Origin of the sequence: Variovorax sp. Varisp85, from assembly GCF_047304045.1 — a bacterium.
Classification (GTDB): Bacteria; Pseudomonadota; Gammaproteobacteria; order Burkholderiales; family Burkholderiaceae_C; genus Variovorax.
This window is the reverse complement of record NZ_JBGLYN010000105.1, coordinates 1-15361: the sequence shown is the minus strand read 5'-3', so window position 1 is coordinate 15361 and position 15361 is coordinate 1. Positions and strand designations below refer to the sequence as shown.

The 15361-nt window shown below is 68.6% G+C and carries 13 protein-coding genes and 1 pseudogene; 2 read left to right on the top strand and 12 right to left on the bottom strand.

All coding sequences use genetic code 11. From position 1 onward, the window contains the following. Window positions 1-177 precede the first annotated feature (177 nt). The gene (locus ACCC97_RS27635) at window positions 178-519 is read right to left on the bottom strand and encodes a hypothetical protein (protein WP_042672577.1); all 342 of its coding nucleotides are present in this window, start codon (window positions 517-519) and stop codon (window positions 178-180) included. 230 nt (window positions 520-749) lie between these two features. Continuing rightward, window positions 750-1541 carry a fumarylacetoacetate hydrolase family protein gene (locus ACCC97_RS27630; protein ID WP_007828039.1) on the bottom strand — a complete coding sequence of 264 codons (792 nt, stop codon included), beginning with the start codon at window positions 1539-1541 and terminating at the stop codon, window positions 750-752. A gap of 196 nt (window positions 1542-1737) precedes the next feature. On the opposite strand from ACCC97_RS27630, the gene ACCC97_RS27625 reads away from it, so the two are divergent. Next, window positions 1738-2640 carry a DMT family transporter gene (locus ACCC97_RS27625; RefSeq protein ID WP_413336145.1) on the top strand — a complete coding sequence of 301 codons (903 nt, stop codon included), beginning with the start codon at window positions 1738-1740 and terminating at the stop codon, window positions 2638-2640. A 23-nt stretch (window positions 2641-2663) separates the two neighbouring features. Here the strand turns inward: ACCC97_RS27625 and ACCC97_RS27620 are convergent, their stop codons facing one another. The 5 genes from ACCC97_RS27620 to ACCC97_RS27600 form a co-directional block, all read right to left on the bottom strand. Then, entirely contained in the window at window positions 2664-3206 is a 543-nt protein-coding gene (locus ACCC97_RS27620; RefSeq protein WP_007828037.1) for an Rrf2 family transcriptional regulator, read from the bottom strand. Between the two features lie 22 nt (window positions 3207-3228). Beyond that, on the bottom strand, window positions 3229-3927 hold the full coding sequence (locus ACCC97_RS27615; RefSeq protein WP_007828036.1) for a Bax inhibitor-1/YccA family protein: 699 nt from the start codon (window positions 3925-3927) through the stop codon (window positions 3229-3231). A 176-nt stretch (window positions 3928-4103) separates the two neighbouring features. Then, window positions 4104-4421: a hypothetical protein gene (locus tag ACCC97_RS27610; RefSeq protein ID WP_007828034.1), complete on the bottom strand. Its 318-nt coding sequence runs from the start codon at window positions 4419-4421 to the stop codon at window positions 4104-4106. 113 nt (window positions 4422-4534) lie between these two features. Further along, complete coding sequence (gene yccS, locus ACCC97_RS27605) at window positions 4535-6745, bottom strand: YccS family putative transporter (RefSeq protein ID WP_413336142.1); 2211 nt, start codon at window positions 6743-6745, stop codon at window positions 4535-4537. A 48-nt stretch (window positions 6746-6793) separates the two neighbouring features. Then, on the bottom strand, window positions 6794-8131 hold the full coding sequence (locus ACCC97_RS27600) for an NUDIX hydrolase (RefSeq protein ID WP_413336140.1): 1338 nt from the start codon (window positions 8129-8131) through the stop codon (window positions 6794-6796). A gap of 128 nt (window positions 8132-8259) precedes the next feature. On the opposite strand from ACCC97_RS27600, the gene ACCC97_RS27595 reads away from it, so the two are divergent. Continuing rightward, complete coding sequence (locus tag ACCC97_RS27595; protein WP_413336139.1) at window positions 8260-9477, top strand: acyl-CoA dehydrogenase family protein; 1218 nt, start codon at window positions 8260-8262, stop codon at window positions 9475-9477. A gap of 24 nt (window positions 9478-9501) precedes the next feature. Here the strand turns inward: ACCC97_RS27595 and ACCC97_RS27590 are convergent, their stop codons facing one another. From ACCC97_RS27590 to ACCC97_RS27570, 5 genes and pseudogenes are all read right to left on the bottom strand, one after another. After that, complete coding sequence (locus tag ACCC97_RS27590; protein ID WP_413336137.1) at window positions 9502-10200, bottom strand: response regulator; 699 nt, start codon at window positions 10198-10200, stop codon at window positions 9502-9504. Beyond that, on the bottom strand, window positions 10197-11780 hold the full coding sequence (locus ACCC97_RS27585) for an ATP-binding protein (RefSeq protein ID WP_413336136.1): 1584 nt from the start codon (window positions 11778-11780) through the stop codon (window positions 10197-10199). Before ACCC97_RS27585 ends, ACCC97_RS27590 begins: the two co-directional genes overlap by 4 nt. Before the next feature lie 339 nt (window positions 11781-12119). Beyond that, a pseudogene (locus ACCC97_RS27580) lies at window positions 12120-12242 on the bottom strand (winged helix-turn-helix domain-containing protein); the annotation flags it as partial. Window positions 12243-12384: 142 nt separating this feature from the next. Beyond that, window positions 12385-14787 (bottom strand): outer membrane protein assembly factor BamA, encoded by a 2403-nt coding sequence (gene bamA, locus ACCC97_RS27575; RefSeq protein WP_413336134.1) that lies wholly within the window; start codon window positions 14785-14787, stop codon window positions 12385-12387. 169 nt (window positions 14788-14956) lie between these two features. Continuing rightward, window positions 14957-15112 (bottom strand): hypothetical protein, encoded by a 156-nt coding sequence (locus ACCC97_RS27570; protein ID WP_007828016.1) that lies wholly within the window; start codon window positions 15110-15112, stop codon window positions 14957-14959. Window positions 15113-15361 lie beyond the last annotated feature (249 nt).

Here is a 15361-nt window from a genome sequence, read left to right as displayed (position 1 = left end):
GCACGGCTCTTGTTTGTCCAGCCAGCAGTGAGTTTTCCAATGGACCGAATCCGACTCTTTGCGAGCGTGCTGATGGCTTGCAGCTTGACCGGCTGCATCGTGCTTGGGAACGCGGCGCGGTGAGCGGTCGATAGATGCAAGGGCAGCGCGTGCTGCTGGAGCACTCGCGAGGCGGCATCAAGGAATGCGCGGCGCCTCGTTGCCGGTGGCCATGATCGGCGCGAGGGTCGATCGGCCGTAGTTGCCCGGGGTGCCGGCTTCGTGCGCGGCACACGTCTCACCGGCGGCCACGAAGATGCCGAGCGCCAGCGCGCCGAAGGCCACCAGGCCCACGAGACACGATGTCCGGAAGGCTCTGCCGAGCTGCGGCATGGCGCCGAAGGCGGGTCGCGTCTTTCTCCATCGTGATTGCATCTCGAGCTCCGGGGGATGGCCATTTGCATGCGCCCACGCCGGCAGGCTGCTGAAGCGCAGCGCGTGCGATGCGTCGTTCGAGCTGCGATGCCGGGGACTGTTCATGGCCGGTATCGTGAGCTTCAAAACAGGAGAAAAATTGGACGGCGCCGCTCGATGGCGGCCGCGTGCTTCAGGGAGCCGCGCGGCGCGGTCCATGCGGCCAGTCGCCGCTCAGGTGGCTTGCGGAGGCTGGGACATGGCGGCTCGGGAGATGCGGGAGCCCCGATGATCCGCATCGATCCGGCAGGAAAAATGGTCCCGCGGCTCCCGCGCCGGCACCTCTCCCGCAGCCCTCAGACGATCCGCACCGACAGCTCCGGCAGCCGGTCGATGTGGATCTCGATCAGGTCGCCGCGCACCACCGGCCCGACGTTCTCCGGCGTGCCCGAGTAGATGATGTCGCCCGGCTTCAGCTCGAAGGCTTGCGACAGCCGGCTGATCTGCTCGGCCACAGACCAGATCATGTGCCTGAGCGTGGCGTTCTGCTTCGTCTGCCCGTTCACCTTGAGCCAGATCGCGCCATCGGTGAAGTGCCCGACCTTCGCCACCGGGTGGATCGGGCCGACGGGCGCCGAGTGGTCGAAGCTCTTGCCGATTTCCCAGGGTTTCTTCTGGTCGCCCATCTCGCGCTGCAGGTCGCGGCGCGTCATGTCGAGGCCGAGCGAATAGCCGTACACGTGGTCCAGCGCCGAGCTCGCCGGGATGTTGCGCCCGCCCTTGCCCAGCGCCACCACCAGCTCCACTTCGTAGTGGTAGTTCTTCGTGAGCGTGGGGTAGGGGTGGTCGGCCACCACGCCCGGCGTCACGACCTGGATCGCGTCGGCCGGTTTCTGGAAGAAGAAGGGTGGCTCGCGGCTCGGGTCCGAACCCATCTCGCGCGCATGTGCCTCGTAGTTGCGGCCGATGCAGTAGATGCGGCGCACCGGAAAGACCTGCTCGCTGCCGACGATCGGGATGGTCGATGCGGCGATGTCGAACGGCGTTGCCGCCGCGCGGCCGGCCCCGGCGGGCAGCGCGCAACCGGCGATGGCGCCCGTGGCCATGGCAGCGGAACCGGCCAGCAGGCCGCGACGGGAAGTGATCATGAGCGTCTCCTTGGTTTTATGGAATGCGGGTGCCGTGCCCGTCTGTTGCGTCGAGCATTTCCGATCTCCGGTGACGAATGGGCCTTGGCGGCTTTTTTTCAAAGGCAGCTGGCAACTGTTTCCTTATTAAAAGCATATCCAATCCGCGCGGGACGTGGCACGCTTGCTCCTTCTTTCTATCGTTCGGAACCGAGACATGCAGACGCAGTTGCGCGGCGCGCTGGAGATGAGCGTGGCCATGGTGATTTCCGGAACCATCGGATGGTTCGTCGTGCGCTCGGGCCAGCCATTGCCCGACCTGCTGTTCTGGCGCTGCGTGTTCGGCGCGGCGACGCTGCTGGTCGTGTGCCTCGCGCTGGGCCTGCTGCGGCGCGGCCTGACGCTGCGCAGCTTTGCTCTGGCCGCACTCGGCGGCGTGGCGCTGGTCGTCAACTGGGTGCTGATCTTCGCGGCCTTCTCGCATGCGTCGATCTCGATCGCCACGGCGGTCTACAAAACGCAGCCCTTCATGCTGGTCGCGCTCGGCGCGCTGCTGCTGTCGGAGCGGCTGACCGCGATGAAGGCCATCTGGCTGTGCATCGCGTTCGCCGGCGTGGTGCTGGTGGCGCAGGCCAAGTCCGGCGGTGGTGCCGACGGTTCCTCTTACTTGATCGGCGTGCTCATGGCGCTGGGCGCGGCCTTCTGCTACGCGGTGGCCGCCATCGTCGCGAAGAAGCTCGACGGCATCGCGCCGCACCTCATCGCACTGATCCAGGTCTGCGTGGGCATCGTGCTGCTCGCGCCCTTCGCGCACCTGAAGACGCTGCCCGCCGACGCCGCCACCTGGGGCGTGCACCTGACGATGGGCGTGGTCTACACGGGGCTGGTGTTCGTGCTGCTGTACGGCGCGCTGCAGAAGCTCTCGACGCCGGTGGCGGGCGCGCTGTCGTTCATCTATCCGCTGGTGGCCATTGGCGTCGACTACGTCGCCTTCGGCCAGCGGCTGGGCGCGCTGCAGCTGGTGGGCGCGGCGGCCATTTTGATCGCGGCGGCGGGCATGACCTTCGGATGGACCCTGCCGGGCCTGCCGCGGCGCTTGCCAGCTGCCGAAGAGCGCTGAACCGGGAAGCCGCCGCGACGCCGTCAGCTGGCGCCTTGCTGGCGCCGTCCCAGTGCGAACACCGAGTTCGGCGCGTCGACGACAAAAGGCTTGCGCGTGGACGGCTGGCCGGACGGCGTGCGCCGGCTGTCGCTGCGTGCCGCGGCCTGCACGCCCTTGGCCTTCTGCTCGTCGACCAGGCTTTGCAGCGAGATCGACCTGAGGAACTCGACCGCCCGCAGGTTCACGGTGGCCCAGAGCTCGTCGATTTCGCAGCGGCCGGCCTCGCCCGGCGCGTCGGCATTGCGCCGGCGGGAGGATTCCGCATCGTGTTCCTCGATCGAGAGGACGATGTCGGCCACGGAAATCTCCGCCGCCTTGCGGCTCAGAGAGTACCCGCCGCCCGGGCCGCGGGTCGATTCGACGAGGCCGGCGCGGCGCAGCTTGCCGAACAGCAGCTCCAGGTAGGACAGCGACACGCGCTGGCGCAGGCTGATCGAGGCCAGCGTGACGGGGCCCGAACGGCCGTGCAGAGCGATGTCGATCATCGCGGTGACCGCGAAGCGGCCCTTGGTGGTGAGGCGCATGTCAGTTCTCCTTTTCGGGGGATTACTCGTCGCGGCCGCCGGCGATGCCCAGCAGGGCCAGCAGCGACTGGAAGACGTTGTAGATGCTGAGATACACACCCAGCGTGGCGGAGATGTAGTTGGTTTCCAGGCCGTCCTTCACGCGCTTGAGGTCGTGCAGGATGAAGGCCGAGAAGATGCCGATGGCCAGGACCGACAGCGTCATCATCAGCGCGCTCGACTGGATGAAGAAGTTGGCGATGCCCGCCACCAGCAGCCCGATCGCGCCGATGAAGAGCCACTTGCCCATGGAAGACAGGTCGCGCTTGATGACCGACGACAGCGTGGCCATGCCGAAGAAGATCGCGCCGGTGCCAGCGAACGCCGTCATCACCAGGCTCGCGCCGTTGGCCAGGCCGAGCACCGCGCCGACAAGGCGCGACAGCATCAGTCCCATGAAGAATGTGAAGGCCAGCAGCACCGGCACGCCGGCGGCCGATTCCTTGGTCCTCTCGATGGCGTACATGAAGCCGAAGGCGCCGCCGAGGAACACCATCAGGCCGATGCCCGGCGACATGGCGCGCGACAAGCCGGTGGCAACGCCGATCCAGGCGCCGAGCACGGTGGGCACCATCGACAGCGCGAGCAGCCAGTAGGTGTTGCGCAGGACGCGGTTGCGCTCCTGCGGCGATGCGAGGGGCAGATCGATGCTGTCGTGATGGGCGATAGGGCTGTTGTTCATTGTGTGGATTCCTTGAAGCCGGACCTGTGCCGGCTGCGCGCAAATGGCGCGTGCAGTGGCGGCGCAGGGCCTGAAAATGAGAGGTGTCGTTGCCGCGATGCGGGTACCGCATGGGGCGGCCCCGGATCGCAAGGGCGGGAGCCATGGCGGCTCCCGGTCGCGCAGGCTTTGGGGGCCTAGGCGACGAAGGCAGCGGCCCGGGGTGGCCGCTTGGGTCGCGCGAGGAACGGCGAGACGGTGGTGGTCAGGCCGAGCTTTGGCGGCTGTTCCGTGAAGCGCAGCAGTGCGGGAGCGTCGTTGCGCGCGTTGACCAGTTCGGCGTGTTCGGAGCCGGCCTCGTCGAGGGAAAGGGCATCGTCCGAGGCCTCATCGGCAGCCCCTGCCGGAGCGTCGGAGAGCGCCACGACCAGCGTGGCGGCCTGCGACTCGCCGTGCGAATGGCCGGCACCGATCATGCTGTGCGCAAGCACGGCAAAGCCGTAGCAGGACAACATGATGGAGAGGACAGCAGCGGCAAACCAGCGGGACATGTAGGGGCAATTTTACCTGCCGCGGTTTGCGGCGCTCGCCACGGGGGTTTCAACCGACCGGATCGCATGGATGTTCGTCAGGCTGGCGCGGCCGTGGTTTCGCTGCCTTCGGACTGCAGCCATTCGCGTGCGTGGGTGCGCAGGGCGTCGATCTGCAGCCAGATCAGGCCGAGTTCGGTGTGAAGGGTTCGCGCCTGCGGGTCGTTGCTGGTGGCGACGGCCTGCGCCAGTGCGGCCCGCGCGGCAGGCTCCGCGGCGGCATCGCCCGGCGCCTCGATCAGGCCCTTTTCCAGCCCGGCCGCCAGCCCTTCGAGCGCCGCGATAGCTCCTTCCGCCGCCGTTTGCAGCAGTGCCATCTGCGCCGAGTCGGGCAGCGCCGCGCGGTGGGCGCCCAGGGCCGAGAGGTAGCTCAGCAGCGTGTGCGAGCGGATCAGGAAGCGCAGCGCCACCCCCGCGCGCGGCCGCACATAGCCCGGCTCGCGGAACATGTCCGACACCGCCGTGGACAGCGCCGCGTCCGCGTTGTGGTCGTTGCGCCGCGCCAGCCGGTAGTCGAGGTGGTCGCGCGCGCCGGTGCGGTACTGGCTGACGATCTGCCGCAGGTAGCCGGCATGGCCGCGCATCGCGGCTGCGGCCAGTTCATTGATGCGCCGCGCCTGCCAGTGCGGCAGCACCAGCAGCACGGCCAGCCCGGCGATCGCGCTGCCGATGGCGGTGTCGACCAGCCGCGGCACCAGCAGCACGCCGCTGTCGCCGACCTGGTTGAAGCACATCAGCACCAGCAGCGTCATCGATGCTGTGGCCAGCAGATAGCGCGTGGCGCGGGTCGCGAAGAACAGCACGCCGGCAGCCACCGCGATCACCGACTGCACCAGCGGCTGCGGAAACAGCTGCAGCAGCGCCCATCCGGCCACCACGCCGAGCGCGGTGCCGGCGATGCGCTGCCCCATGCGCGAAATGGTGTCGCCGTAGGTCTGCTGGCAGACGAACAGCGTGGTCAGCAGGATCCAGTAGCCCTGCGCCGGGTGGATGGCGCGCATCACCCCGTAGCCCGCAACCAGCGCGATCGACAGCCGCAGCGCGTGGCGAAAGAGCGGAGAGCGCGTGGTGAGCTGCCGCCGCACGCGCTCGACCGCATCGCGCCACGAGCGCGGCGAGCGGTCGAACAGGCCCATCTCGGTGCGGCCCGCGCGCGCCGACGGCTGGCTGGCACCCGTGAGCTGGCCGTCGAGCAGCGCGAGGTTGCGCGCCAGCGCCTCGACCGATGCCAGCAGCGCCAGCCTCGCGGGCGTGTCGGCCCGCGCACGCTCGTGCTCGATGGCGCTGCGCAGGTCGGCCAGCGCCTGCACGGTCTCCGGAGCGACCTCGAAGGGTTCGCGCCGCGCGATCGAATCGGCCAGCCGCTGGCAGGCCAGCCCCTGCAGGCCCAGCACGCGCTGGCAGCGGTAGAGCAGGTCGCTGTGGAAGAAGGCATCGGCCAGCGCGTTGTAGTCGTCGTGCGAGGAGCTGGCGCGCTCGTGCACGTCCTGCGCGATCAGGTAGAGCCCGCGGTAGCGCGAGAGCCGGCCGGGCGGCGCGCGCGCGCCGATGCGCAGGAAGATGCTTTCCTTCGCGGCGTTGAGCTCCGCCACCACCTCGGCATTGAGCTGCGCGAGCGCGAGCCGCTTGCGCTCGATGTCGATGCCGCGCAGCGGCTCGAACAGCGAGGCCTTGAAGCGCACGAAGCTGCCCAGCACCGTGAACAGCGTCACCAGCCGCGCCTGCACCGGCTGCGCCGGAAAGGCCGCGCACCACAGCACCGAGAACACGCCGTACCAGGCCGCGCCGGCCAGCAGCAGCAAAGGCTCGCGCCCGCGCTGCACCACGCCGTGCGCGCCCAGGTTCTCGATGCCGAGCGTGGCGTACATCGCGAGGATCAGCGTCGCGTACGCGATCGCCTTGTAGCGCGCTCCCACCGCACCGAGCATCGTGAGGCAGAAGGCCGCGAGCGCCAGCCCGGCGATGAACAGCAGCGGCAGGCCGAACGCCGCCTCGACCGCGAACGCGATGGCGGCGAAGCAGCCCAGCGTGACCACCTGCGCGCGCAGCCGGCCGCGCCAGCTGTCATCGGTCTCGGCAAGCGCGCTGGCGATGGCGCCGAGGAACAGCGGGATCACCGCATCGGGATGGCCGGTCCAGGCGCAGCCCGCCATGAGGCTGCCGAGGGTGAGAAGAATGCGCACGGGCTGCGCGCGGGAAGCGAAGGACCGCAGCCGCTGGCGCAGCGCGTCGGGAGACAGGGGAAGCATGGGGTCGATCTTGCACGATGCATGCCACCGCCATGTGGCACTCCGCCGCTAGGGGGTGGGCCGGCTGCGCAGGAAGCCGTGGCGCAGAGCGATCCACCTGGCCTGGCCGTCGTCGGCTGCGGGGCCGGCGTCGAGGCCCGCGAGCAGCATCCGGTCTTCGACCTGCAGGAACTGGCAGGTCGGCGCGCCGCCGGTGCCGGGCAGCACGCGCAACGTGGCATCGCCGAGATCGATCTGCTCGCCCGGTGCGGGCGATGCGATAGATGCATTGGGCCAGGCCTCGTGCAAGGCGTGCTTCTTCTCTTCTTCGGTCGTTGCCTGCGTCGACAGGAGCCATCTCACCCGGCCAGGTGCCGCCGCGACGAGGGCCGCGAGATGCCCGGGGCTCGCGGGCAGCGCGTCGACCAGTGCGCAATCGCCGCCCGCGACGCCCACGAAATAGCTGTGCGCCAGCGCGCCCGATGCATCGGCCTCGCCCGTGACCCGCAAGACCCGCGCCGACAGCCGCATCACCAGTCCGGCCTCGTGCGCATAGCGGCCGCCGCCCTTGCCGTCCGGATCGACGTGCCCGACTTCCTCGTACGCCGGCTCTTCCATGTTCACCGGCCGCCGGCCCGCGGGACCGTCCGCCAGCCGCGGCATGATGCGCGGGATGTGCGTCAGGCCGCGCGCATGGGCCATGAGTTCGGCCGTGCTTGCGAAATGCGCGAGCTGTTCGAGGATGCGGCGCGTCACGTTCATCAGCTTGAGCCCGCGCGCGGGCGCCACGGCCTCGGCCGGCCGCAGCCACATGTGCTCGACCGTCTCGCGCCCGTCGGGCCGCACGCTCTGCGCCTCGGGCATTGGCGCGAGAAAGAAGCGGGTGTCGAAGCGGCGCGGCATGCCCGGCGGCGTGAGCCAGTGGGTGAAGTAGGCGAGCCGGTCGGCCGCGAGCTGCCAGCCGTGCCGGTCGCACAGCGAAATCAGCGCGTCGGTGCCTTGCTCCGCTTCGTCGCGCATGGCCGCGAGTTGCGCGGGCGGCAGCTTGTCGAGCGCCACCAGCCGGCCCGTGCCGTCGGCCGCGAACAGCACGCCGGCTTCCTCGAAGCATTCGCGGATCGCGGCCGCGTAGTAGTCGAGGCCGCCCTGCGGCACCGCGAGGCGTTCGCTCGCGGCGCTGTCGTCCAGGCCGCCGCAGTGCCCGTGCAGGCTGCGGTCGTGCGCGTCGATCACGCCGCCCGGAAACACGCTGGCACCGCTGTTCTGGTCGTCGGCCTTCTCGGCCCGCCGCAGCATCAGCACCTCGAGCCCGTGGCTGCCGTCGCGCAGGACGATGAGGGTGGCGGCCGTGCGCACGGGGCGCGGCGAAGCGGGGCGTGGCGTGGCGTCGGAGGTGCTGGTGGTCATGCGCACATTGTCGCGCCGGCGGCTGCTGCGAAGGCGACAGCACAGGCCCTTGGCTGTCGCATGAACGACCGTGCGAAACACCATGCGCCGCGTACCTTCAATGCACATCGACTGTTGAAGGACGCACCATGCATTTCGAATTCACCCCCCGGGCGATCGCGCTGCGCGACGAGCTGCTCAAGTTCATGGACGAGTTCGTCTACCCGAACGAGAAACGCCGCGAGGAAGAGCTGGCCGCCAACGCCCGCGCCGGGCGGGCATACGCCGAGCTGCCGATGATGGCCGGCCTCAAGGCCAAGGCGCGCGAGCGCGGGCTGTGGAACCTGTTCCTTCCCGAGGCCGAGCACGGCCCCGGCCTCACCAACGTCGAGTACGCCCCGCTGTGCGAGATCATGGGGCGGCGCTACTGGTGCGCGGAAATCTTCAACTGTTCCGCGCCCGACACCGGCAACATGGAAGTGCTGGCCCGCTATGGCACCAAGGCGCAGCAGGAGCGCTGGCTCACGCCGCTGCTCGCGGGCGAGATCCGCTCGTCGTTCGCGATGACCGAGCCTGAAGTCGCATCGAGCGACGCCACCAACATCCGCTGCAGCATCCGGCGCGAAGGCAACGAGTACGTCATCAACGGACGCAAGTGGTACATCACCGGCGCGATGAACGAGCGCTGCGAGATCTTCATTCTGATGGGCAAGACCGACCCCGACAACGCCGACCGCCACAGGCAGCAGTCGATGATCCTCGTGCCGAAGAACACGCCGGGCATCACCATCGTGCGCGACATGCAGCTGCTCGGCATGTACGACCCGCCGTTCGGCCACCCCGAGATCGTGTTCGAGAACGTGCGCGTGCCGGTCGAGAACATCCTGCTCGGCGAAGGCCGTGGCTTCGAAATTGCGCAGGGCCGCCTCGGGCCGGGGCGTATCCACCATTGCATGCGCGCCATCGGCATGGCCGAGTCCGCGCTCGAGATGATGTGCCGGCGCCTGGTGTCGCGCACCGCCTTCCACAAGCCGCTGTCGGAGCAGGGCGTGTGGCGCGAGCGCATTGCCGAATCGCGAATGCTCATCGAGCAGTCGCGCTGGATGGTGCTCAACGCCGCCTACCGCATGGACACCGTGGGCAACAAAGTCGCCGCAAAGGAGATCGCGATGATCAAGGTGCTCACGCCCAACAACTGCGTGAAGGTGGTCGACTGGGCGATGCAGGCCTTCGGCGCCATGGGGCTGAGCCAGGACACGCTGCTCACGCATTTCTACGCCTACGAGAGGCACCTGCGCGTGGCCGACGGTCCCGACGAGGTGCACCGCAACGCCATTGCGAAGCAGGAGCTGGCGGCCTACCAGTAAGAAGAGGAGGAGCGCGAAAAGCGCTCACCGCGCGGCGTCGGCCGGTGCCTCCCACGCGAAGCCGACGCCGTACACCGACCGGATCCAGTCGTATTCGGGCGTTACCGCGCCGAGCTTGCGGCGCAGGTTCTTCACGTGGCTGTCGATGGCGCGTTCCGTCACGTCCACCGTGTCGTCGTAGGCCAGCTCCAGCAGGCGGGCGCGCGAGAAGATGCGCCCCGGATGCCGTGACAGCACCTGCAGCAGCCCGAATTCGCGCCGCGTGAGATTCAGCGGCGTGCCTTCGAGCGACGCGCGCCAGTGCACGTCGTCGAGCACCAGCCCCGGTGCCTCGCTCTGCGACGCCGGGCCCTGCAGGCCCGGTGCGGTGCGCCGCAGCACGGCGCGCACGCGCGCCACCAGTTCGCGCGGCGAGAAAGGCTTGCACACGTAGTCGTCGGCGCCCAGCTCCAGGCCCAGCAGCCGGTCGACCTCCTCGATGCGCGCGGTCAGCATGATGATCGGGTGCGCCGTGTGCTCGCGCGCACGGCGCAGCACCTCGATGCCGTCGAGCCGCGGCAGCATGATGTCGAGCAGCGTGAGGTCGGGCGGCGCTGCGACGATGCTTTCCAACGCGCTGGGCCCGTCGGTGAAGTGTTCGGTTTCATAGCCCGCGTGGCGCAGGTAGTCCTGCACCACCGAGGCGATGTCGATTTCGTCTTCGACGATGACGATGCGTGTCATGACGATGCCGCCAATGGAAGTGTGATGGTCACGCGCAGCCCGCCGAGCGGCGAGGCCGATGCGTCGATGGTGCCGCCGTGCGCCTCGATGGTCGCGCGGCAGATCGAGAGGCCGAGTCCCGAGCCGCCGTGTTCGCGGCTGCGTGAGCTCTCGCCGCGGAACAGGCGGTCGAACAGGCGCGGCAGCTCGGCCTCGGGCACGCCGGGCGCGCTGTCGTCGAACAGCAGGGTGAGGCAGTTGCCGGTCCATGCGCCTTCGACCGTGACGCCGATGCGCAGCGTGCCGCCGTCGTTGGTGTAGGCCAGCGTGTTCTCCAGCAGGTTCATGAAGACCTGGTGCAGCCGGTGCGCGTCGCCGTCGATGGTCGGCTGCGCGGAGGCGCCGATGAGGTCGATGGCGCGCCGGTCCACCGCGATGGCGCGCCTGGCGAAGCGGTCGTGCGTGTGGTCGAGCGCCTCCTTCAGCAGCGACAGCGGAAACACCGTGGTGGTGAGCAGGTCGCTCTGCGGTTCACGCATGCTGCTGCGCAGGTCGTCGACCAGCTGGCCGAGGCGGATCACCTGCCGGTGCAGCCGCAGCGCGGTGCGTTCGTCGAAGGTGCGCACGCCGTCCTGCAGCGCCTCGATCTCAGCACGCATGGCCGCCAGCGGCGTGCGCAGCTCGTGCGCCGCGTCGGCCAGCCAGGCGCGGCGCGAGGCTTCCACCGTGTCGAGGCGCTGCGCCATATCGTTGAAAGTCCGCCCGAGCAGCGCCAGCTCGTCCGAACCGTGCACCGCGACGCGGGTGGACAGCCGCCCGCGCGCCAGGTCCTGCGCGGCCAGCGTGAGCTCGTCGATGGGCCTGAACCAGCGGCGCGCCAGCAACCACGACAGCATCAGCGCGAAGCCGAGGCCGCACAGGCCGGTGAGCACGATCACGCCCGACTGCCGCGCGACGAAGGCGCGGTCGGCTTCGCTCTCGAGGCCCCGCATCGGCGTGAGCGCGAGGTAGCCGATGACTGTCCGGTCGCGCCGGATCGGCGTGCGCGCGGCGTTTTCCAGATCGACGTTGGCGCCTACCACGCGCGCGCCGTGCGCGTCGAGCACGGCCAGCCGCTGGAAGATGGAGTCCGGCATCTCGCGCAGATCTGGGAAGGGCCATGGTGGCGGCATGGCCGGCCCCCGGCGCGGCAACAGGTCGAGTTGCTGCGGGGGCGGCAGGGGCGGCGGGCTGCCGTCGGCGCCGTTGTCGGGCGGGGCATCGCCGCGCATGGCGCGGTGTTCGTACCAGGGGGGCAACCGCCGCTCGTCTGCGTTGCCGTTGCCCGCGGCGCCGTCGAGCACGGCGGCCAGCCGGCCCATCTGCAGGCGGCGCCAGGCGTCGTCGTTGTCGTGCAGGCTCTTCCAGTCGCCATTGGCGACGTAGTGCTTCAGCAGCAGCTGCGAGAGCCAGTCCATGCGCCGGATCTCGATTTCGGCCACGTAGGAGCCCAGGCCGCGCTGCAGCGCAATGATCGACAGGCCCGCGAAGCTGATCAGCAGCACGATCAACAAGGCGGCCAGCGCCAGGAAGATCTTTCTGGAAAGGGTCAGGTGAGGCATGGGCTCGGGGAAGGCATGGCCGCATTCTGCGGCATGCACTGCGGGCAGGCGTTGGGGGGCTTCATGGGCAAGCGGGTGATCCTCGGGGCCGAATGTGGAGGAAATTGGGAGAGATGTTCTCCCACATTTCTCCCGGATCGAGCTGCACGATGCGGCCCATGAGCCCTCGCATGGACGCTGTTCGTGTTCTGGGCGGAAGAAGGCGCCACGCGGCCCTCAGCACCCGTCGCGCCCGCGCTCTGGAAGGCTCCGAGCGCATCCGCGCGATGGTGCCGCCGCGCGCCATAGGCTGAGCCTCGCCAGCCACATGCGCACGCGGAGTCGCGACGGCGCGCCGCCTCAGGCCGGCCGTTCCGCGAAGCAGAAGCCCACGCCATAGGCCGAGCGGATCCAGTCGTGCGACGGCACGGCTTCCGCGAGCTTCCTGCGCAGGTTCTTGATGTGCCCGTCGACCGCGCGCTCAGGATGCGCTCCAGCGCCGCTGCGCCGTCTTCGATCTGCTCGACCTCATGGCCCGCGCCCTGCAGGTGGCCCAGCAGCAGCGGCGCGCTGTCGCGCCCGTCTTCCACCAGCAGGATGCGGCTCATGCTCTGGACCCTGGCGCTCAGAAGGAGGTTCCGATCTGGAACTGGAAGCGCTGCGTGCGGTCGGCCGCGATGCCGTTGGCGGTGTCGGCCTTCTGGTAGAGCAGCGGCACCGCATAGGCCAGCCGCAGCGGGCCCAGCGGCGAGATCCAGCTGATGCCGATGCCGGTCGATGCGCGGATGCGGTTCTGCGCCTTCCACTGCGCGTCCGTCATGCTGGCCGTGCGATCGGCGAACACGTTGCCCGCGTCGAGGAAGGTGTAGAGCCGCAGCGTGCGGTCGTTGCCCGCGCCGGGGAACGGTGTACTGAACTCCATGTTGAAGATCGCCTTGCGCGTGCCGCCGAGCGAACCGCCCGTGACCGCGTCGGTCGGGCCGAGCGAGTTCTGTTCGAAGCCGCGGATCGAGCCGAGCCCGCCGGCATAGAAGTTCTTGAAGATGGGGTAGGTGCTGCTTCCCAGTGCGCGCGCATAGCCTAGCTGGCCGTTGATGGCCAGCGTGTACTGCTTCGAAAGCGGGAAGTACTGCTGGTACTGGTAGTTGGTCTTCAGGTAGCGCAGCTCGCTGCCCACGCCCATTTCGAGGTTGGCGCTCTGCAGCTTGCCGCGCGTGGGCACCAGCGCGCTGTCGCGGTCGTCGCGCGACCAGCCCAGCGTGGCCGGGATGCCCAGCACGCTCGAATTGGCGCAGGTCACGCTCGGCACGGTGCCCGTGCACTTGAAATAGTCGAGGTAGGCCTGCGGCGTGGCGGTGTACACGTACGAGCCATTGACCAGCGTGTAGGTGCCGTTGGTGCCGGGCGTGAACGAATAGCGCTCCACGCCGATGCCGAGGTACACCGTGTCCTGCTCGCCCACCGGGAAGCCGAAGCGCACGGAGCCGCCGTCACTCGCGAGCTTGTAGTTGCCGTCGGCCTCGTAGTACGGCCGCGTGGTGGTGTGGAACACGTTGATCGTGCGCGAGATGCCGTCCTTGGTGAAGTACGGGTCCGTCGCCGTCAGCGAGACGGTGCGGTTGTACGAGCTCGTGTTCACGTTCAACCCCAGGTAGTTGCCGCTGCCGAACACGTTCTCCTGCGTGATCCCGAAGCTCAGCGAGACCTTGTCGGTGGACGAGTAGCCCGCGCCCAACTGCAGCGAGCCGGTCGGCTTTTCGGTCACGTTCACCGCCAGGTCGACCTGATCGGGCGAGCCGGGTACGTCGATGGTGTCGACGTTCACCTCGGTGAAGAAGCCCAGGCGGTCGATGCGGTCGCGCGAGGCGCGGATCTTGTTGCCGTCGTACCAGGCGCCTTCGTACTGGCGGAACTCGCGGCGGATCACCTCGTCGCGCGTGCGGGCGTTGCCGCCGATGTTGATGCGGCGCACGTACGCGCGCCGCGAGGCCTCGGCCTTCAGCACCAGCGTGACGCGATTGTTCGTACGGTCGATCTCGGGCTCGGCCCTCACGCGCGCGAAGGCGTAGCCGAAGGTGCCGAAGTAGTCGGTGAAGGCCTTGGTGGTGGCGGCCACGTCCTCCCCGTTGTAGGGTGTGCCGGGACGGATCGTCACCAGCGTCTTGAACTCGTCCTCGTGGCCCATGTAGTCGCCCGAGAGCTTCACGCCGGCCACCACGAACTTCTCGCCTTCGGTGATGTTGATCGTGAGGGTGAGCGCCTGGCGGTCGGGCGAGAGGGCGACCTGCGTCGACTCGATGCGGAACTCCAGGTAGCCGCGCGTGATGTAGTACGAGCGCAGCGTCTCGAGGTCGCCGTTGAACTTGGTGCGTGAGTACTGGTTCGACTTGGTGTACCAGGCGAGCCAGCCGCCGCTGTCCTGGTCGAACAGGTCGAGCAGCGTGCTTTCGCTGAAGGCCTTGTTGCCGACCACGTGCACTTCCTTGATGCGTGCGGAATCGCCTTCGGTCACCGTGAAAGTCAGGTTCACGCGATTGTTCTCCAGCGGCGTGACGGTGGTGACGACCTGCGCGTTGTAGAGGCTGCGGCTGATGTACTGCCGCTTGAGCTCCTGCTCGGCGCGGTCGGCCAGTGCCTTGTCGTAGGCCTGGCCTTCGGCGAGGCCCACCTCGCGCAGCGCCTTCTGCAGCGCGGCCTTGTCGAACTCCTTGGCGCCCACGAAGTCGACGTCGGCGATCGAGGGACGTTCTTCCACGATCACCACCAGCACGCTGCCGTTGACGTCGATGCGCACGTCCTTGAAGAGGCCGAGCTTGAAAAGCTCGCGGATGGCGGCGCTGCCGCGTTCGTCGCTGTAGGTGTCGCCGGTGCGCAGGCCCATGGTGGCGAAGACGGTGCCGGGTTCGACGCGCTGCAGGCCTTCGAGGCGGATGTCCTTGACGGTGAACGGTTCGACGGCCCAGGCGGGAGAGGCTGCGAGCGAGGCGAGCAGCGCGGATGCCGCTGCGAGGGACTTCGGTAAGTGCATCGCCGCATGGTCCTTGCCAATGTCGGAGAAATTTGGGACTTTTCTCCGGCTGCCCCGGGGTGCTCGGGGTCTTTGCCTTACTGCAACCCCATGGCGTTTGTGGCCGTCCACGCCGGCACGGTTTCGGTGCCGGCGGCCCGGCAGATTTTTTCGCGCCATGCGGGATCTTTCACCTCGCGCGCGCTCCTGCAGCCGCGTGCCCTTCGGGCATCGGGATGATGAGGTTGCGAGGAACGCGCAGGTAGGAAAAGGCGGGGCTGAATGCGCTGGCGAGTTGCTGCACGCCCAGCGAGGTGGCGATGGTGCTTTGCAAGGCAATGGCCATGGAGGACTCCTTCGGCCACCGAGCATCGCGCGGCTTTGGGGAGACTTCTTGTGCGAGGTGTTTCCTGCGGTGGTGTGCAGGCAAACAACAGTCCGTGCAAAGCAGGAGGCGTCCACCAAATTCCTCCGAATTTGAGCGAGACGATGCGTGCCGGCTGCTCGATGAAGAGCCGCTGAAACTGGAGAACTCTGAATGAAGAAAACCCTCACGGCATACGCTGCCCTGGCCGTCTGCGGGCTGGCCTCTGCC